Below are 19,618 nucleotides of genomic sequence, written 5' to 3' on the forward strand. Positions count from 1 at the left end.
ACAGGTTTCCATGCATGGTGTTCATTTGGTGGCAATTTAATAATACTATGAATCAAGAAAGGTGATTCAATTTATTAAATTATAATAAGAATGTCTTAGCACTTCGCTATTACCTTAGGAAACAACTGATCAGCACACAGCCTCGTTGTAATCCGCAAAAATACCGGAGTGACTTTGAAAAACCAGATTTAATCAGGAATTTATTAATTTTACGGCAATAATTTTTCTGGACATGCAGGTATGATTGACGTATAGATATCTAAAATAGAAAAAGAAAATTTCTGTTTTGATATTTGTTGTTTTTAAAAAAAGTCCAGCTATATTGAAAGCATATAATTTTATATATGCTTTCATTCACAAGAAAATGTGATGAGGTATCGTCAGGAGTTTGGATGAGAACGCCTAATACGTATCCGCGAATATTAATCGTCGATGACGAAGTGCTGCACATGAGTGCGCTGTGTGATTTATTACGCGATCACGATTGCGACACAACCGGCTTTGTTTCTGGTTCGGAAGCATTGATTAAAATGCGGGAAACACCATTTGACCTCCTGCTTACTGATTTGATGATGCCAGAGTTTGACGGCATCGAAATGGTGAAAGCGGCTCGCCTTATAGACCCCGACCTGGCATGCATTATCATGACCGGGGAGGGGACGATAGCATCTGCTGTGGAAGCCATGAAAGTTGGCGCATTTGATTACATCATCAAACCATTCAAAATTTCTGCACTTCTTCCTGTGCTTTCAAGGGCACTGGAAGCACGGACATTGCGAATGGAAAACGCCAATCTTGAACTCCTGTTACACGCCCACGTCGATGAACTTGCCGTCTTGAACAAAGACCTTGAATTGGCCAAAACGCAAGCAGATATTGCGAACCGGGCAAAATCTACCTTCTTGTCCAACATGAGCCATGAGTTGCGTACGCCACTTAACGCAATCCTTGGCTTCGCACAAATACTGACGTCTGAGACGCTGTCGACAACACTGGATGAAAAAAGAGAATTTGCACAGCATATAGAAGAAGCAGGAATTCACTTGCTTACTTTGATTAACGAAATACTTGATTTGGCGAAAGTCGAATCAGGTGCAATGAGCTTATCGCTTGAACCCGTTGCGCTTGAAGATGTATTTTCTGAATGCAGTACGATGATCGAGCCTTTGTCGAAAAAACGTTCGATTGGTGTTGAATTCAAATCCTCCCATGGGCTACATGTTTTTGCTGACCGAATACGCTTGAAACAGATATTGATCAATCTGTTGTCAAATGCAATTAAATATAACCGGCCAGATGGCGTGGTTACAGTAAGTTGCGAAAAGACGGATGGAAAACAATTGCGTATTTATGTTCAGGATACCGGTATTGGTCTCACCGCAGCTCAACTCGACACTATTTTTCAGCCATTCAATCGCCTGGGACGTGAAGTTTTTGACGAAGAAGGTACGGGAATTGGCCTGGCATTAGTAAAGCACCTGGCTGACGCAATGCATGGAAAAATTGGTATTTCTAGTGAAATAGGGGTTGGCAGTACCTTTTGGATAGAACTGCCCATGAGTGATCCTATGACGCCAGCCTTGATGAGTAGTGCCATCGAAGCAGCGGTGCGTGAATCATCGAATGACTCCCTGGAAAAAGGACAAAAAACTTTACTTTACATAGAAGATAATCCGACGAACCTCAGATTGGTCAAAGAGCTCATGCGCTTTCGCCCCGATTTCAGTTTCCTGTCTGCATCCGATGGATTTTCAGGCATAGAAATGGCTCGCTTGCATTCACCTCAAATTATTTTGATGGATATTAATTTGCCTGGCATAGACGGAATTGAAGCCCGGCAAATTCTCAGTGAGGATTCAAGGACGGCACATATTCCTGTTATCGCGCTTACGGCAAATGCGATGCCTTCCGATATAGAAAAGGGGATAGCTTCAGGTTTCTTTCGATATATCACCAAACCCATAGATATTACTAAATTTACTGAAGCAATAGACGCCGCCATGAAGCTGAAGTGAAGTGGTGCTTTTTCACGAATCCATCCAGATAGTATGTATTTGAGGTTTGAATTCAGGTGCCACGAAAATCTGCTACCTGGTCTTGCAGTCACTTTTATGAAAGAGGGAAAAATATGGAGCATTTTTCTGACGTAAATATTGACAGTGTTGCGCGCATAGACCGTTGGCAAAAAGGGCGGCAAAAAGCATTCAAGGCAATTCCTCCAGCAGGAAAAATGTTTAAATATCTTGGTAAGGAATTTCTAGTCTACCCGGGTACATTTTGGCCATTTATCGATAGTCAACCGCTGGTCCAGAATTTTCGGATCAAACCCGGAGAAAGTGTGCTCGATATCGGCACGGGATCAGGCGTCATAGCAATTTTCGCATGTTATCAAGGCGCCGCTAAGGTGTTGGCGGTAGACATCAATCCGTCAGCTATCAAGAGTGCGAAGCATAATGCGAAATTGCATGGATTTGACAAGATAATGAAAGTCAAGAGCTCAAATCTTTTCCAAAAGATACAAGGAGTTCAATTTGATGTTATTACAGCGAATCTTCCTTTCAGAAACAAATTTGCACATGATGTCGTAGCGCAATCCCAGTGGGACACCGATTTCAAAACGAACGCACGTTTTTTTGAAGAGGTCGGTAGCTACCTGAAACCCAATGGGCGAATTTATTTTTCTCAATCCAATTTTGGTGCTGTCAAAGAAATGAAAGTGTTGGCAAAAGCAGCCGGTTTTTCTGTTCGTGCAATAGGCAGTGTTGTGGCAGATAAGGAAGAAACGAAAAAATTTTTTGCTTTTGTCATGAGAAGGATTGCTGCCAGTAAATCTACATGATAAAGACTATTTGCGCAGTCAACGAGATGCGTAACATAGCGCACTCAAGACTTAATTTGCAGGTCGATAAGGTCGCGGTTATTTTAACGTCGCCCAGGTCTGGTTCTACGTTGTTGAAAAGTGTGCTCGCATCCCACCCTGAGATTGCTACTCTTGACGGAGAAATTACACCTTTCTTGACTCTTACCAATAACGGCTTTGGTTGCAATTCAGATAGTGATGCCATAAGCAGTTTTTCAAATTTGGATAAATTGGCTGACAATATTCTTGACGACTTGACCGTGGCTGCAAAGGAGATGCCAGATATTGGCTTTTTAAAAAAGAAATGGGAAAAACGCCTGTTATTGCAATTTCCAGGTGTATTTTCAGAACCTGTCGCGCATCTTGATTTAATGGCCGCTCTGGATGAGGCATTAAATGAAATCAAGACTGGCGGCATCAGCGAAGAACTGGCCCTGCAAGAGGTCATACTGACTAAAGTATTTCGACACATGCCATGGAGAATGGCATATTACGATGGTCGAAAGAATACAGTGGGCGCAGTTTTTTTTAATGAAAAGACCAAATTGGAAGAGCCGCCATTTGTACTGCCAGGACTGTATCGGCGACAGTTTGCCGAACAGGATGCGCGGGAAAAAACCTTGCTCTTCAAATCTCCTCCGGATGTCTATCGTGTTGGCATGTATGAGCAGCTTTTCCCGAATGCGGAAATAAATTACATTCATTTGACAAGGGGGTATGCCCAGTCTGTGAATGGCTTGATGGATGGCTGGTTGTCACCGATAGGGTTTTTCTCGCTGGACTGTAGCCAAATTGGTATACAACTTGCTATCGAAGCGTATTCAAACGTTGTCGAATTTGGACAAAAATGGTGGAAATTTGACTTGCCCCCAAACTGGAAAGAATTTACAAGAGCCCGTTTAGAAGACGTTTGCCTCAATCAATGGCTGTCGGCACACCAGGCAGTTTTTGCCAGCGGAGTAAAAACGCAGCGCGTAACTTTCGAAGAATTTCTATTGCGACCAGGCGAAGTAATAAAAAAAATCACTGACTATCTTGGTCTCAGCGAAATGCAATCTTTACCAGAATTCCGAACCATGATGGCCACGGAAACACCCAAATTAAAGCGATGGGAAAAACGAAAAAGTTTGCTTACAAATATGGGAGCAGATCCAAAAGTCATCGCAATGATGGCAGCCCTTGATTATTCTATGGATCCGGAAACGTGGATATGAATCACCGCCTCATCATCCCATTTTTAACAGGGCAACGTCGCGACGGCCTGTGTCGTATCCGGAACATAGCCGGCGATGTGTGGGACATATTGGATGTGCCTGATTTTTCTGAAACGGATATTGGCGATGCCAATGAAAAGCTGCGCAGAATGGGGACGATTTATCGACGCCTGTCCGAATCCGTAGAGAATATCCTTAATCACGGCTTACGGCCTGTTTGTGTTGCGGGGGATTGTATTTCTACTCTGGGCGTACTGAGCGGGCTACAGCATGCAGGAAAAGAGCCGGATCGTATTCTTTGGTTGGATGCGCATGGAGATTTCCACACCTGGGAGACGACACAAACGAAATATCTTGGTGGAATGCCACTGGCTTTCCTAGTAGGCAGGCGTGACCGACGAAAAAAAGACCGGGATTCCGTTGCGGCTTTTACTAACAGCATCGGCGTGCGATCTTATCCGGAAAAGAGAATTATTTTATCTGATGCCCGCGATTTGGATGTTGGCGAACGTGAAGCCATTCAAAATTCAGGCATCACGATCTGCAAGCTGGAAGACATTTTCAAGCATCTGCCGCTTGATGAAAGTATTTATCTGCATTTTGATACCGATGTCATTGATGCCGAAGTGGAAATGCCTGCGCTTAAATATCATGTGAAACACGGGCCCGGATATGCAGACATTGCACAACTTTTTCGGGGATTGCGCAACAGAAAGCTGGTTGCCATTTCAGTCTCTGCCTGGCACGAGGAAATGGATAAGGATGATAAAACTGCAATTGCTTGCCTAAGTTTACTAAAGGAACTAGAATAAAATGCAAGTTTCTTTGTCTTGGTAGCAATTAGAAGCGATTGAGGACTAAGTTTTCACGCTTTTTCAATTTTTCCTTGTGGTAATTAAAACCTGGTATTTCTTGTAAATCTGCCCTTTGTTGTATTCGCTGCACTCTTTTGTTTGTTACATGAGTCTAGATAATGTGGAAGAGGAATGGCAATGAGATATGCGACGAATACAAAAAAAATCCCAAAAACTTATATCTATGTTGCGGCCAGTATCCTGGTGGTAATTATTTTGCTTGCGGCTTATATGTTGATAATACGCACACCAGCAAATGATCGCCCCAAAGTTTTTGAACAGATAACGATAGCGACCAATACAGAATATGTAGGAACCTGCTCCATTATTACTGCTTTAGAGAACGGTTATTTTCTCAATGAGGGCTTACAGGTCAGGATACAGTCGCATTCAAGTGGCAAGGCTGCAATGGAAGCTGTTCTGCAAGGACAAGCCCATTTGGGAACGGTTGCCGACATTCCTATTATGTTTGCCGGGCTTGATAACCGGCCCATATTAGTGATTGCCACCATCTTTAAGGCAGAGAAAGATCACGGTATCGTCGGTAGGAAGGATAGAGGGGTAACAACACCGGCTAGTCTTAAAGGGAAGCAAATCGGGGTGACACAAAGCACTTCAGGGCATTTTACGCTGGATGCTTTTCTTAACAGGCAAAAATTGAATCCTGACGACGTCACCAAGCACAACTACAAACCAGAGGAGCTGGGCAAAGCACTGGAAAGAGGGGAGGTTGATGCAGTAGCGGGCTGGGAGCCCTTTCTAGGCAATATTCTTACCCAGCTAGGTAGCAACGGCGTGGCTTTTTATGGGCAAGATGTGTATGAGAGCCTATACGCTATCGTGGGTACAAAAGAGTATGTAATCAAACATCCAGAAACAATTAAAAAAGCATTGCGGGCCCTGGCCCTGGGGGGACGTTTCTGCAATGATATGCCAGAAGCCGCTCGAAAACTGGTGGATGACATGATAAAAACTGACATGAAGAACCTGGAAGAGGCATGGCCATCCTATCGATTTGACCTTGCTCTTGACCAGGGCTTACTTCTGGCGCTGGAAGATGAAGCAAGATGGGCTATCAAAAATAAGCTAACGAATAAAACAGCAACTCCCAATTATCTTGATTACATTTATCTTGATGGCCTGGAAGCGGTGAAGCCCTCAACAGTCACCATCGTTCATTGAGAAAAAATGTGAAAATTTCAACTCGACTGAAATTAGCTGAACTATTTTCTCTTGCGGTAGTTGCCGCAATTGTCGTCGTTTTGTTGTCGACAAACCTGCAGATGCGTCGTGAAATAGCGAAGAATGAAGTTGCAAGTGAGCTTTTGCAGGCAGTTACTTCGCTCAGATATTTGACGCTGGAATATGCCTTACTACACGAAGAGCGCACCATCGCACAGTGGAAAATGAGGAACACTTCATTGAATAAACGTCTGTTATCGATAGAGGAGTTTACTGAGCCGGAGGGAAAGAGTGTTATAAAAGGATTGATACGTGCCAACGAAAACCTTGAAAAATTATTTGCCTCATTAGTTGCCAATCGTTCAGAGCTGGAGCATGACAGCAATAAGAGCGAAATGCTGAAAGAGCTCGAATCCCGCTTGCTGGGGCAAATTTCCAATAAGGCTCAGGGTATGATATCTGATGCTTTAAACCTGTCCGAACAAAGCAGGACAGGTGCTTTGGATGCGCAACAAAAGTCCTTTAACAGAGTAATCCTGTTTGGAGGTATGGTAATACTTGTCGTCACCTTCACTATCTACCTGACGCTGAGAAGCGTTACCAAGCCACTCGAAAAATTGCGCCAAGGTACCGCTATTGTTGGGGGAGGGGATTTGGAGTTTTCACTCAATATCCAAACTCAGGATGAAATCGGTGACCTGGCGCGTGCGTTCGATGGCATGACGGAAAAATTGAAACTGACAACAGTTTCTCGCAATAAACTCGCAGACATGAATGATTCATTGCAGACTGAAATTATTGAGCGGCAACAGGTAGAAAAAAAAGCGCAGGCGCAACTCAGTCGTTTAAATCTCTTGCATCAAATTACACGATCTATCGGTGAACGTCAGGATTTACGTAGTATCTTTCAAGTGGTTATTCGTAGTCTTGAAGATCATTTACCCGTCGACTTCAGTTGCATCTGTCTCTACGACCAACAAAAAAATATTCTCCAGGTTGCCAGCGTTGGCTTGCACAGTGAAATGTTGGCGCAAGAACTGGCCATGACCGTCAACAGTGAGATATCTATAGACGAAAATGGCCTGTCTCGTTGCGTGCACGGGAATCTGGTCTACGAAGCGGACATCAGCAATGTTGCCTTCCCTTTCCCTCAGCGTCTGGCAAAAGGGGGCTTGTGCGCATTAGTGATGGCCCCGCTACGAGCGGAAAGTGTGGTATTCGGTGTACTCGTTGTTGCAAAAAATCAGGCATTCAGTTTTAACAGTGGTGAATGCGAATTTTTACAGCAGTTGAGTGAACACGTCGCCCTGGCCGCGAATCAAGCGCAATTATATGGATCCCTACAGCAGGCCTACGATGATCTGCGACAAACACAGCAGTCCGTCATGCAGCAGGAACGATTGCGTGCACTGGGGCAAATGGCGAGTGGTATTGCACATGATATCAATAATGCGATTTCACCCGTGACACTGTATACCGAATCTTTACTTGAAACGGAAAAAAATCTTAGCGAAAAAGGACGGGGTTACCTGGAAATTATCTCCAGAGCGATCGATGACGTCGCGGCCACGGTCGCCAGGATGAGGGAATTTTACCGGCAGCGCCCACCTCAACTTAATTTAATGCCGGTAGAGGTAAATAAATTAGTGCAACAAGTCATTGATCTGACGCGTGCCAGATGGAGTGATATGCCGCAGCAGCGTGGAATCGTGATTGAATTGCGAACAGAATTGATCAATGACTTGCCAGATATTATGGGAGTGAATGGTGAAATCAGGGAAGCGCTGACGAATATCATATTCAATGCGGTAGATGCCATGCCGAATGGTGGTGTGTTAACGCTGAGAACACGACTGGTAGAACACTCGCATTTATCAACCGAAGATATGAAAGTAATGCGGGTCTTGATTGAGGTTAGCGATAGCGGGGTAGGCATGGGTGAAGATACCAGGCGTCGCTGCCTGGAACCTTTCTTTACAACCAAAGGTGAACGCGGTACCGGTTTAGGGCTGGCAATGGTGTATGGAATGATAGAAAGGCATAGTGCTGATATTGAGATTGACACTGAACTCAATAAGGGAACAACGATGCGCTTGAGCTTCCTGGTACCTACCGCAATTAAAGAAGTATCGCAAGCTGTAACGTCACGTGCTATTCCCACCCACAAGCGTATGCTTGTGGTGGATGACGACCCCATGGTCCTTAAATCTGTAAGGGATATTTTGGAAATAGATGGTCACACGGTTGTGGCCGCTAGCGGTGGTCAACTGGGGATTGATACATTTCGTGAGGCGCAAGAAAGAGGTGAATCGTTCGCTGTCGTCATCACTGATTTGGGAATGCCTTATGTTGATGGCCGCAAAGTCGCCAGCTCGATAAAAAAAATGTCGCCCATGACACCCATTATTATGTTAACCGGCTGGGGGCAACGGCTGGTTGACGACGGTGACGAACCGACACATGTAAATTGTGTGCTCAGTAAGCCACCTAAATTATCTGAGTTGCGAGAAGCGTTAAGAAAAATATTGTAACAGGTGCACATAGTAAATGTTGATGACAGGAAGTCTTGATGTACCCAACTAATATTGGAGGTATTATTAAATTAATTTGCTTGCAATCATCGATTGCTTCGACGTTTTCTAGTAGTTCATGAAAGGATCATGAATGGCTACTATCTTGATCGTAGATGATCATGCGTTAAATCGACAATTTTTGGCTGCATTGCTCAATTTTCAGCATCACAAATTGTTATTGGCATCAGATGGATTGGAAGGCTTGAAAGTAGCTTTGCAAGAACATCCTGATTTGATTATTTCAGATATCCTGATGCCCCATATGAACGGCTACGAATTTGTGTTGCGCATTCGTACTGAGCCGTCTATCGCTGGCATACCGGTCATTTTCTATACGTCAACTTATAGCACGCGTGAAGCGGACGTTATGGCGCGTTCTTGTGGCGTGAAATGGGTGCTGCAAAAACCTTCGCCACCGGACTTGATTTTGAAGACCGTGCGTGATGCACTGGGAACAACGACGTCTGTCAAGACGGCAGCGATGCCGATCAATGTAAGCCAGGCAGGAAACCGATTCGAGTCTATCGATAATCAGTTGACCGGATATTTACGCGAATTGGAAAGCAGCAGTCAGTTTATTTCCAAAATCGCAGAAGATACGAATTCACAGCTCCCCCAAAGCGATGAAGTAAAAGAGACAAATAAAAGATTGTCGCAATCACTTGCTGATTTGCAGGCAGTAAGCCTGAGGTTGACGGCGCTGATCGATATGGGTATTGAATTGAATTCCGAAAGGGATCCGATTCGCTTGTTGGAAGCGGGCTGTCGTGTGGCGCGCCATGTCAGTGTTGCAAAATATGCTGTCGCAGGTATCGTCAATTCGAGTTATGAAACAATATTACATTCTTGTGTCAGGGGGCTGGAACCCAGGTTCAATGAATATTTCTTTTCACTTCCCATTGCTACGGGAGTAATTGGAAAGCTACTGAAGCAAAGAGACCCGGTGCGTTTTGAAAATCCAGGTGGCAATCCTGAGAAATTGGGATTGCCGGCAAATCATCCACCAGTCCATTCATTTCTTGGTGTGCCGATTACCAGTTCAAAGCGTTGCTACGGCTGGATTTATCTCGTTGATAAATTTGATGCCAACGAATTCAATGAAATTGACGAACAAACGGTGATGACGGTTGCCACCCAATTGGCGATTGCGTATGAAAATTTAGATTTGTTTGAAGTAGTTCAAGAGCACGCAAACCGTCTGGAAATTGACCTTGCCGAACGCAAACGGATCGCTGACCAACTGTATGAAAGTGAAACGCGCTTTCGTCAATTAGCCGAGAACATCGATGAAGCTTTTTTTCTGGTCGATCCGGTAAATATTATTGTTCTATACATTAGTCCGGCGTATGAAAAAATCTGGGGACGCAGTTGCCTGAGTTTATACGCCAAGCCGCAGTCCTGGCGGGAATCCATCTATCCCGACGATATACCGGCCATCCAGCTGGCGGGGAAACATTGGAAATTGCTTGGACCTGAAACTTCTGATCATAATTTCGATCATCGATACAGAATAATCCGAACGGATGGGGTCGTGAGGTGGATACATGTGCGTGGTTTTCCGATTCGCAATGACGCCGGGAGCATATATAGAATTGCGGGTGTTGCGGAAGACATTACAGAACAGGAAAACTTGCAAACCTCATTGCTGGAACGTGAGGCTGGGCTACAAAGAGCACAGCTAATTGCGAAACTATCACATGTTATCAGTCAGTCAGATGGTTCATTTGAAAGCTGGTCAGTTACTTTGCCCCAGCTAGTCGGGACGACGAGCATGGCTTTGCCAACTAATACCCGTGATTGGCTAAGCATCATTGAACCAGTTGATCGTGAACGCTTTCGTGCCACTTGTGTTACCGCCGCTAAAGATAAACAACGTCAGGATATCGAATATCGCATCAGGCGTGGCGACGGCGAGTTAATTCATGTGCGGCAAGTCATGGAACCTTTACCCGCAAAAAGCTATTTGGATAAGTCGCTGCGTTGGTTTAATACCATTCAGAACGTGACTGAACAAAAAATACAGCAAGAAAACATTGCACGCTTAAATCGTATTTACGCAGTTTTGAGCGGGATCAATTCCGCCATCGTCCGCATTCGCAACAGAAACGAATTACTGCATGAGGCTTGCAGGGTGTTGGTCAACCAAGGTGAGTTTGGTGTTGCCTGGGCTGGCGTCATTGATGCGGATACAAAGGGCATCAATATGAGTGCATGGTCCGTAGTTGACATGAGCGAGTCCAAAAAAAATCAGTTCTTGAAAGCGATAGAGTCAACCATGAATAGTGGTCCTGCTAACACTGCTTTCAGGGAAAATAGGCCGATCATTTACGACGATATCCAAACAGAATTGACACCGTCGGTCTTGAAGAAAAAATTTCTGGAAAACGGTTTTAAATCCTTGGTCGCATTACCCTTGACCCTTGATAACCAGGTCATGGGGGTCATTGTTGTCGTAGCAGATTCTATTGCGTGTTTTTCCCAAAAGGACACGAGAAAACTATTTGATGAATTGGCTGGCGATTTGTCATTTGGCTTGCAATTTATAGAAAAGGAAGAACGACTCAATTATCTTGCCTATTACGATGCGTTGACCGGGCTGCCCAATAGCATGCTGTTTCATGATCGGTTAACGCAATTGTTGCACGCCTCGTTCAATACGGATGACCTGGTCGCTGTGATTATGATCAACTTGGATCATTTTGCTCAATTTAATGAAGTTCACGGACGACATTCAGGCGATGCCATACTTAAATTGGTTGCTAACCATTTAAGTGCGGGACTAAAAGAACCATACAGTCTTGCACGTGTCGGAGGAGATATATTTGCTATCGCTTTTGGTGCAGTGAAACGAGATGCCGACGTCATCGCACAATTAACCCAGCAAATACTGGAACCACTTGGCCAGACTTTCAAATTATCACAACACGAAATCCGGCTTTCTATTCGAGCAGGTATTGCCCTTTATCCTGCGGATGGAGAGGATGCAGAAACACTGTATAAACACGCTGAAGTAGCCCTGAAAAAAGCAAAGGCATCGACTGAACAATATCTCTACTATTCCAGAAAGATGAATGAGGCAATTGCTGAACGCATCGCCCTGGAAGACGCGTTGAAGGAAGCATTGGAAAATGAACAATTTGAAATATATTACCAGCCGCGTGTTGATTTACATACTGGTCGCATCGTGAGTGCTGAAGCTTTAATTCGATGGCATCACCCTGTGCGTGGCCAAATTTCTCCTATAGAGTTTATTCCTCTTGCAGAAGATACTGGGCAAATTGTCGCTATCGGTGAGTGGGTTATCGATTCAGTATGTGCTCAGCAAGCACGGTGGCAGCAAGATAAAATTGAAATAGTTCCAGTAGCAATCAATTTGTCGGCAGTTCAGTTTAAAAAAGGAAAAATATTACAGACGGTACGCGACATAGTCGCAAAATATGATTTGTCTCAAGAATATATCGAATTTGAATTAACAGAATCCGTGGTGATGGACGAACCCATTGATGCGATTAGTAATTTGCAAGAATTGAAGGATTTGGGTTCCAAATTATCGCTAGATGATTTTGGTACTGGATATTCGTCATTGGCGTATTTAAAACGATTTCCATTTGATTTTATTAAAATTGACAGGGCCTTTATTACTGATGTCTGTAATTCTGCGGAAGATGCAGCCATTGCCAAAGCCATCATCGCAATGGCGCACAGTTTAGGGCTTCGTGTTGTAGCAGAAGGAGTTGAAACCATAGAACAGCTTCAATTTTTATTAGATCACCATTGTGATGAACTTCAGGGCTATTATTTTAGTCCTCCTGTGCCGGCGAAAAAATTCCTGGCCATGCTGGTCGATGGCAAACGTTTAGCTAAAACCTTGTGATTTACATGCCTATTCTATGTCATCGACATAGAATAAATTACTTAGGACTTACGCAAAACCGCCCCAACTGCACCGTAGCGACGAAGACGGTACTTTAAGTACGACTAGGAGCTGCAACACGGTTGGGGAGGTTTTTCGTAAGTCCTGATAATAATTTAACGAGGAATAGCACCTTCACTTTCTGCGGTCTTTTTTTCATACAAAATCAATGCAGTTGCAGCGGCTATCACCAGACCTGGTGACGCAGCGAGCATTACACCACCAACACCTGCGCCTGCGGCAAGAATTGCACCTGCAATCAATGGTCCACCAACTGCGCCCATGCGTCCAATGGTCAGGGCAGTGCCTACTCCAGTTGCACGGATATAGGTGGAGTATAGTTTTGGTGCCAGGGAATATTGAACCAGTTGCGCACCCAGTGCACAATATCCAGCCAGGCCGCCAGCCACAGTCATCACAGCAAAACTGTCAGACAGGCCCAAGGCCGCAAGTGACAGTAACATTCCGACATACGTCAGCACGACCACGACGCCAGGACGGATACGGTCCAGCAGGCGACCAGTCAGCAAGGCACCCGCTGCACCACCCAGATTGAAGAATATTTGTACAATACTTGCGTGTGAACGATCAACACCCTGGCGCATCAGTAAAGACGGCAGCCAGTTCAATAACAGGTATAAGGTGGTAATGGTGAAAAAGAATCCCAGCCATAGCATGACCGTTGAACGCCACATTTCAGACCGGAACAAGTCACTAAATGAGGTTTGCCCGATGCCGCCAACATGTCTACGATGAAGGGCATCTTTTTGAAATGCACGGGATTCCGGCAACCAAAGGATCAATAACACCGCGACTGCAATTGGTAACAAGCCGCCAATATAGAATAGGCTGCGCCAGCCATAACCCAGATTCAACATACCAAACAGGGATGCGAAAGCACCTCCCAAGGGTACGCCACAATAAGTCATGCTGACAGCAGTACTACGATGTTTTTCTTCGAATGCTTCAGAAGACAGCAAGATCAGTACCGGCAGTGCAGCACCCAAACCCAGACCTGTCATCAAGCGGGCAACCAGGAAACTTGAATAATCCCAGGCATAGACAGAAGCAAGAGAAAACACGCCGAAAAGTATGACGGAAATGACCAAGATCATTTTACGGCCAATTTTGTCAGCCAATCTGCCCCCAACAAAACCACCCGGCAAGAGACCAAGTAAGCCCGCACTGAACATCCAGCCCATTTGTGCCGGGCTTAACTTGAATTCAGCAGCGATTCCAGATGCGGCAAGGCCGGTTACCTGCAAATCGAGACCTTCCAATAATGCAACTGCGAAGCATAAAGCGATCGTTCTGACACTTCCATGCCAGGAATTCGGGTTGGCTATCATTTTGTCTCCATTGGTCAGCGCTTTTTGCGCTTTGTATTTTGAGAATGCTTATCAGCTAGTTTTTAAAATTGCTTTTCATTGCCATCAATTATTTCGGGATAGAGCGTTTGGCGCTTTGCATTGCACTGATTTGGACTGTGTAGTGCAAACTAGGCAATATCATCTGTCACATCAACTTTTACTGTACTCCGGCGCGTGTCATAATTTGCATGTTTGCGCCTTAGTACCCATGAAGGTTAATATCAGGAACCCTGATATACGGCTTATAATATAGCCATTCCAAAACAAATAACAAGAAATATTTGAAATTTTTTTTACTATGAAAAAATCAATGACAACTACGCCATCATCTGATCCCAGGCCCGTTGGTATCGCCTATCTCATAGGAAGAATTGACCATGTGCTGAACCGGCGTCTGCGCGATAGCCTCGCCGTGTTGGGCCTGACGGCGCCGCAATACACAGCCTTGTCGGTATTGAATGCACAAAGTCAATTATCCAATGCGCAGTTGGCGGAACGATCAATGGTGTCACCCCAATCGGCCAATGAAATGGTGAAGACGATGGAAAGCCGGGGATGGATAGAACGCCAACCAGATGCCAGCCATGGTCGTATCATTCAGATCAGCTTGACAGAATCAGGGCAAAGTTTATTAAGAAACTGTGATATCGCTGTTGCAAAGCTGGAAGTTGCAATGCTTGCAGAACTCGGTATTGACGAACGCAATGCACTACATGGCCAACTGCGGAAGTTATTGCGTTCGCTAGGGTCCATGATGGTAGACCCTGTGCACATGGAAGGAAAATAAATCCTAGGCAAGACTGGTTTGACTACACTGTCCCCTAAACAGACGCAGGTCGTGTATTTTTATTTGACCATAGTTGGCCATAGGAAGTTTTATCCTGGCTCCACTACAACTAAGCGAAGAATTTTTCAGCGTAGTTGGGTCAGTCCGCATTTTTTCAAATGCAATAGCCATGCGCACCTTGCAGCCTGCTTTACAACAGACCTGGCGCAGCTTTTCCCAATGCAACATTGAATCTATTCCATTTGAAAGCATGTTTCCACGCGTTTCATCAGTGCTTGCGGACGCTGAAGAGTCCTTGACATAGTCAGGTACTGCTAGATCTTCAAGAGACTGGATGCCACCGGCCATCGCTATCAGCCATTCAGTTTTCAACTGATCAACAAAGAGGCGAGCGCACCACGAGGAATCAGCGTCACAACACAACTCAGCACAACAATTGAGCGCAAAAACACCGTGACCTGATGTTTTTGCGCTCAACCATTGCTCTTGCGGTGCTATGGGTACTGCTTTGTTGCTTTACTCCAGAATCAGGAGCCCGTCAGTTCCCGCTACGCCAGCATACATCGCCTCGACCAGCTCTGCGCGCCGCGTCAGCACCACGCGCTGATTGATTGAGCCTTTGTCGGTTTGCTCACCAGCTTCCACGGATGGTGCTTCCTCCAGCAACAGCATGCGTTCGATGCGGGATGCCGATCCGGTCGCCTTGCTGTTCAATTGCGCCAACAACTGCTGGAAATGGCGGCGTACAGGCAGGCTGGACAGAATCGTGGTGGCGTCTGCATCTGCTCCCAGCCCGGACAATAGCTGGCATTGATCGAGGCGAGGGAATACCAGCAAGCCTATGCTGTCACGATTGAGACCGGCCACCACCACGTCCTGGATGTAAGGTGCGCCGCTACTGATCACCCGTGCCCGTAATGGACCTACACTGACGAAGGTGCCGCTACTGAGCTTGAAATCCTCGGCGATACGGCCATCGAACATCAATCCCAGTTCAGGTCGTGCCGGATCGACGAAGCGTACCGCGTCGCCGCTGCAGTAATAACCTTCTTCGTCGAAGGCAGTGGCGGTGGCTTCCGGCGCACGCCAATAACCTGGCATAACGTGCGGACCCCGGAAACGTGCCTCGTACTTGCCGTCTACCTGTACCAGCTTGACCTCGCAGGCTGGTGCCGGCAAACCGACATAGCCTGCCATCATCACCGGGCCGGTAGTGAAGGTGCAGGACGGCGCTGTTTCCGTCATGCCCAGGCCAGCCATGATGCGTATCCGTTGACCACACTGGCTTTCGCTGACCTGTTCAAGCGCATCCCACGCAGCTTGCGACAGGCCGGCGCCGGCGAAGAAGAACAGTTCCATTTGCGAAAAGAATTGCTGACACAATGCCGGGTCGTCCTGCAGTGCGGCGGTAAGTAGCTCCCAGCCCTTGGGTACGTTGAAGAATACCGTCGGTGCGATCTCTTTCAGGTTGCTCACTGTAATAGCGAAATCACGTACAGTGGGCTTGCCATCGTCAATGTAATAGCTGCCACCGTTGTATAGTGCGATACCGACATTATGACTACCGCCGAAAGTGTGACTCCACGGTAGCCAGTCCAGCAGCACTGGCGGCTTTTCACCGAAACTCGGCATGCTTTGCAACAGCATTTGCTGGTTGGCACATAGCATGCGCTGAGTGGTGATCACGGCCTTGGGTAGTTTGGTGGAGCCAGACGTGAACAGAAATTTGGCAATCGTGTCAGGGCCGCTGGCCGCGTTGGCCGCATCTACGGTGTCCGGTACCGTTGCCAGTAAATCGGCCAGTTGCGTACTGGCGCGCCCGGCATCACCTCGGTCGATCACGATCTCCACTTCATTTTCCAATTCATCTGGCACTGCCGTTGCCAGTGCAGCCGCACAGGCACTGCCGTCGGTGGCGTAGATCATACCCGGCGTCAGGTGGCGCACGAAGTGTGACAGCTTGGTATAGTCAGTGGTAACGATGGAAGCGGCAGGCGACACCGGACAGTAGGGTATGCCTGCGTACAGCGCCCCCATTGCCATCTGCAAATGCTGCAGGTCGTTACCGGACAAAATCATCAGCGGCCGCTCGACAGACAGGCCACGATCCAGCAATGCCTGGCCGATGGCGCGCGCCTGCTCCAGCATTTCCCGGTAGCTGATGTGCAGCCATGCGCCATCAGGGCCGCGCTGCGCGACCAGTGTGCGACCCGGATGCTGTTCGGCACCGCGCACCAGGCAATCGGTGATGCGGTCCGGATAGGCACCCAGTGTTTCTAGCGAGGCCAGGTGCCAGCGCCCTTGGGCGTCAGCAGCTATCTGCACCGGCGCGCTGCCAACACGCACCGGGCGGTAGCGCGACAAATCCAGCGTGCCGACGGCAGTGGAGGGGAGTTGCGTCATAGCGTCAACTCCATCACACCGGGTAGTGGCGATGACCACTCTGGATGGTGATCCAGCGCAGGTCAGTGAATTCGGCGACGCCGGCCTTGCCACCAAAGCGTCCGTAACCACTGGCCTTGACACCACCGAAGGGCATTTGTGCTTCGTCCGCCACGGTGGAGCTATTGATATGGCAAATGCCAGATTCGATGCGACGCGCCAGCGCCAGTGCACGCGAGATATCGCGACTGAAGACCGCTGCCGACAAGCCATACTCGCCGGCGTTGGCTTCAGCCAGCGCTGCCTCGTCACCGTCGACGCGGATAATGGCAACGATGGGACCGAAGGATTCCTCCTGATAAACCGCCATGGCAGGTGTGATATGGTCGATGATGGCCGGTTGCAGCACATTGCCATCGGTTTCGGTGCCACCACAGACCAGCGTGGCACCCTTGGCGCGGGCGTCATCGATCATGGCGGCTACACGGCTGGCGGCAGAGCTGTCGACCATGCCACCCAATACTGCGCCTTGCTGGCCCGGTTTGCCGGCGCGCAGGCCTGCAGTTTTTACCTTCAGTTTTTCGACGAACTGGTTCGCCACTTTGCTGTCGACGATGATGCGGTCTGTCGACATGCAAATCTGGCCCTGGTTGAAGAAAGCACCAAAGGCTGCCGCCTGTACCGCCTCATCCAGGTCGGCATCGTCCAGCACCAGTAGCGGATTCTTGCCGCCCAGTTCCAGAACCACTGGTTTCAGATAGTGCGCTGCTTGCTTCGCAATGATGCGCCCCACCTTGGTTGAACCGGTGAAGTTGACGCGCTTGACGGCCGGATTGGCGATCAGGTGTGCCACGATATTGGCGGCATCCTGCGGCGCATTGCTGATGACGTTGACTACCCCAGTCGGAAAGCCGGCATCCTCGAACACTTTGCCGATCAGGCGGTGCAGGGCAGGGCATATTTCAGATGATTTGAGCACTACTGTGTTACCGCAAGCCAGCGGGGTGGCAATGGCGCGGGTGCCAAGAATCACCGGTGCATTCCACGGTGCAATACCCAGCACCACGCCACAGGCCTGACGCACGCCCATTGCCATCAGGCCAGGTACGTCTGATGGAATGATTTCACCAGCGATCTGGGTAGTCATGGAAGCCGCTTCGCGCAGCATGCCGGCTGCCAGCATCACGTTGAAACCATACCATCCCGGTACGCCACCTGCTTCGGCCACACCAGCGGCGATGAATTCAGGTGCACGTGCTTCCAGGCAGTCGGCAGCTTTCAGCAGCAGACGGCGGCGTTCACCCGGTGCCGTGGCGGACCAGGCAGGAAAGGCAGCCAGCGCCGCTGCCACAGCCGCATCGGCATCGGCCTGCGTGGCGGCGGCAGCGACCGAAGCAGTGTCGCCAGTGGCGGGGTTGAGGCGCTGATAAGTGGCACCTGTGGACGCGGCCTGGTCCAGGCCTCCAATCAACAAACGGGCTTCAAAGTGAGTTTCAACGCGGGTTTCAGACATGACGTATCTCCTGTGTTATTGGGCGGTGGGACGCGTCTTATGCGCGTTTGTAAGTTTGCAGACCGGGCTTGATGGTCTTATCGTCCAGGAACTGTTTGAGACCCTGGGCACGACCTTTTTCCGGGTCGCGGTAATTGGATTGATCAACCTTGGCGTACAGGTAATCTTCGTTCTGGTCCCAATTCAACTCACGGCAACGTTTGAAGCCGTTCTTGGCGATGCGCAATACCACTGGTGCCTTGGCCAACAGCTTGTCGGCCAGTTCCAGCACGGCGGCGCGCAGTTCGGCACGTGGCACGCTCTTGTTCACCAAACCCATTTCAGCTGCCTGCTGGCCGGTGAAAGTATCGCCAGTCATGATGTAGTGTAGCGCAGCGCGGTGGCCCATGGTGTCTGCCACGGCCTTGCTGACCAGATTGCCGGGCGGGATACCCCAGTTGATTTCGGACAAGCCGAACACCGCTTCGTCAGCAGCAATAGCCAGGTCACAGGCCACCAATGGCGAAAACGCACCGCCAAAGCACCAGCCGTTGACCATGGCGATAGTTGGCTTACTGTACATGCGCAACAGCTTCCATTGCCATTGCGAACAATCGCGGCGCATGCGCTCCTGCATGATCTCGGGCTGGCCATCCGTTTCGCGGAAGTACTCTTTCAAGTCCATGCCTGCGGTCCAGCTGTCGCCAGCACCAGTCAGCACCAATACCTGCGCTTCAGCATCCAGCTCCAGGGTTTCAAGCACGTCAATCATTTCACGATTCAGCGTCGGGCTCATGGCATTGCGCTTTTCTGGCCGGTTCAACGTCACCCAGGCGATGCCGCCGGTAACTTCAACTTTTACTGTACTCCAACGGTTGTCATATTGGCTCATCTTGTTCTCACTCTATGCTCGGTTGATGTTAGGTTAATATCAGGTAACCTGATATGTAGCTTATAATATATTCAGCCTGTGCTGTAATGCAAGCTTTTT

13 protein-coding genes are annotated in these 19,618 nt (G+C 47.9%); 8 read left to right on the top strand and 5 right to left on the bottom strand.

Going from position 1 to position 19,618, the window contains the following annotated elements:
- The first annotated feature begins 392 nt into the window (after positions 1–392).
- The 7 genes from ACO0K9_RS03240 to ACO0K9_RS03270 all read left to right on the top strand — a co-directional run bounded on the left by ACO0K9_RS03240 (position 393) and on the right by ACO0K9_RS03270 (position 12,557).
- Positions 393–2,015 (top strand): response regulator, encoded by a 1,623-nt coding sequence (locus ACO0K9_RS03240; RefSeq protein ID WP_422981694.1) that lies wholly within the window; start codon positions 393–395, stop codon positions 2,013–2,015.
- Positions 2,016–2,128: 113 nt separating this feature from the next.
- Positions 2,129–2,839 (top strand): 50S ribosomal protein L11 methyltransferase, encoded by a 711-nt coding sequence (locus tag ACO0K9_RS03245; protein ID WP_422981696.1) that lies wholly within the window; start codon positions 2,129–2,131, stop codon positions 2,837–2,839.
- Positions 2,836–4,074 carry a hypothetical protein gene (locus tag ACO0K9_RS03250; RefSeq protein ID WP_422981698.1) on the top strand — a complete coding sequence of 413 codons (1,239 nt, stop codon included), beginning with the start codon at positions 2,836–2,838 and terminating at the stop codon, positions 4,072–4,074. The genes ACO0K9_RS03245 and ACO0K9_RS03250 overlap by 4 nt, the downstream gene beginning before the upstream one ends.
- Complete coding sequence (locus ACO0K9_RS03255) at positions 4,071–4,886, top strand: arginase family protein (RefSeq protein WP_422981700.1); 816 nt, start codon at positions 4,071–4,073, stop codon at positions 4,884–4,886. Before ACO0K9_RS03250 ends, ACO0K9_RS03255 begins: the two co-directional genes overlap by 4 nt.
- 180 nt (positions 4,887–5,066) lie before the next feature.
- Entirely contained in the window at positions 5,067–6,110 is a 1,044-nt protein-coding gene (locus tag ACO0K9_RS03260; RefSeq protein WP_422981702.1) for an ABC transporter substrate-binding protein, read from the top strand.
- A gap of 8 nt (positions 6,111–6,118) precedes the next feature.
- Positions 6,119–8,641 carry an ATP-binding protein gene (locus ACO0K9_RS03265; RefSeq protein ID WP_422981704.1) on the top strand — a complete coding sequence of 841 codons (2,523 nt, stop codon included), beginning with the start codon at positions 6,119–6,121 and terminating at the stop codon, positions 8,639–8,641.
- Positions 8,642–8,774: 133 nt separating this feature from the next.
- Positions 8,775–12,557, top strand: coding sequence for an EAL domain-containing protein (locus ACO0K9_RS03270; protein WP_422981706.1), 3,783 nt, complete (start codon positions 8,775–8,777; stop codon positions 12,555–12,557).
- Between the two features lie 155 nt (positions 12,558–12,712).
- Here the strand turns inward: ACO0K9_RS03270 and mhpT are convergent, their stop codons facing one another.
- A complete protein-coding gene (gene mhpT, locus ACO0K9_RS03275) occupies positions 12,713–13,945 on the bottom strand; it encodes a 3-(3-hydroxy-phenyl)propionate transporter MhpT (RefSeq protein ID WP_422981708.1) in 1,233 nt (410 codons plus the stop codon).
- A gap of 331 nt (positions 13,946–14,276) precedes the next feature.
- On the opposite strand from mhpT, the gene ACO0K9_RS03280 reads away from it, so the two are divergent.
- A complete protein-coding gene (locus ACO0K9_RS03280) occupies positions 14,277–14,753 on the top strand; it encodes a MarR family winged helix-turn-helix transcriptional regulator (RefSeq protein WP_422981710.1) in 477 nt (158 codons plus the stop codon).
- Positions 14,754–14,756: 3 nt separating this feature from the next.
- On the opposite strand, the gene ACO0K9_RS03285 is transcribed toward ACO0K9_RS03280, so the two are convergent.
- The 4 genes from ACO0K9_RS03285 to ACO0K9_RS03300 are packed head-to-tail and all read right to left on the bottom strand — an operon-like array spanning position 14,757 to position 19,519.
- Entirely contained in the window at positions 14,757–15,230 is a 474-nt protein-coding gene (locus ACO0K9_RS03285) for a hypothetical protein (RefSeq protein ID WP_422981712.1), read from the bottom strand.
- Positions 15,231–15,269: 39 nt separating this feature from the next.
- Positions 15,270–17,156 (bottom strand): feruloyl-CoA synthase, encoded by a 1,887-nt coding sequence (locus tag ACO0K9_RS03290; RefSeq protein WP_422981714.1) that lies wholly within the window; start codon positions 17,154–17,156, stop codon positions 15,270–15,272.
- Positions 17,157–17,169: 13 nt separating this feature from the next.
- A complete protein-coding gene (locus ACO0K9_RS03295; protein WP_422981716.1) occupies positions 17,170–18,648 on the bottom strand; it encodes an aldehyde dehydrogenase in 1,479 nt (492 codons plus the stop codon).
- A gap of 37 nt (positions 18,649–18,685) precedes the next feature.
- On the bottom strand, positions 18,686–19,519 hold the full coding sequence (locus ACO0K9_RS03300) for a p-hydroxycinnamoyl CoA hydratase/lyase (RefSeq protein ID WP_422981718.1): 834 nt from the start codon (positions 19,517–19,519) through the stop codon (positions 18,686–18,688).
- Between the last annotated feature and the right edge of the window lie 99 nt (positions 19,520–19,618).

This window comes from Undibacterium sp. Ji50W (genome assembly GCF_049340445.1).
Taxonomy (GTDB): Bacteria; Pseudomonadota; Gammaproteobacteria; order Burkholderiales; family Burkholderiaceae_D; genus Undibacterium.

What these genes read in the sequence shown, in the direction of transcription:
- ACO0K9_RS03240 (WP_422981694.1), top strand. Translation starts at nt 393, where the DNA reads ATGAGAACGCCTAATACGTATCCGCGAATATTAATCGTCGATGACGAA.
- ACO0K9_RS03245 (WP_422981696.1), top strand. Translation starts at nt 2,129, where the DNA reads ATGGAGCATTTTTCTGACGTAAATATTGACAGTGTTGCGCGCATAGAC.
- ACO0K9_RS03250 (WP_422981698.1), top strand. Translation starts at nt 2,836, where the DNA reads ATGATAAAGACTATTTGCGCAGTCAACGAGATGCGTAACATAGCGCAC.
- ACO0K9_RS03255 (WP_422981700.1), top strand. Translation starts at nt 4,071, where the DNA reads ATGAATCACCGCCTCATCATCCCATTTTTAACAGGGCAACGTCGCGAC.
- ACO0K9_RS03260 (WP_422981702.1), top strand. Translation starts at nt 5,067, where the DNA reads ATGAGATATGCGACGAATACAAAAAAAATCCCAAAAACTTATATCTAT.
- ACO0K9_RS03270 (WP_422981706.1), top strand. Translation starts at nt 8,775, where the DNA reads ATGGCTACTATCTTGATCGTAGATGATCATGCGTTAAATCGACAATTT.
- mhpT (WP_422981708.1), bottom strand. Translation starts at nt 13,945, where the DNA reads ATGATAGCCAACCCGAATTCCTGGCATGGAAGTGTCAGAACGATCGCT.
- ACO0K9_RS03280 (WP_422981710.1), top strand. Translation starts at nt 14,277, where the DNA reads ATGACAACTACGCCATCATCTGATCCCAGGCCCGTTGGTATCGCCTAT.
- ACO0K9_RS03290 (WP_422981714.1), bottom strand. Translation starts at nt 17,156, where the DNA reads ATGACGCAACTCCCCTCCACTGCCGTCGGCACGCTGGATTTGTCGCGC.
- ACO0K9_RS03295 (WP_422981716.1), bottom strand. Translation starts at nt 18,648, where the DNA reads ATGTCTGAAACCCGCGTTGAAACTCACTTTGAAGCCCGTTTGTTGATT.
- ACO0K9_RS03300 (WP_422981718.1), bottom strand. Translation starts at nt 19,519, where the DNA reads ATGAGCCAATATGACAACCGTTGGAGTACAGTAAAAGTTGAAGTTACC.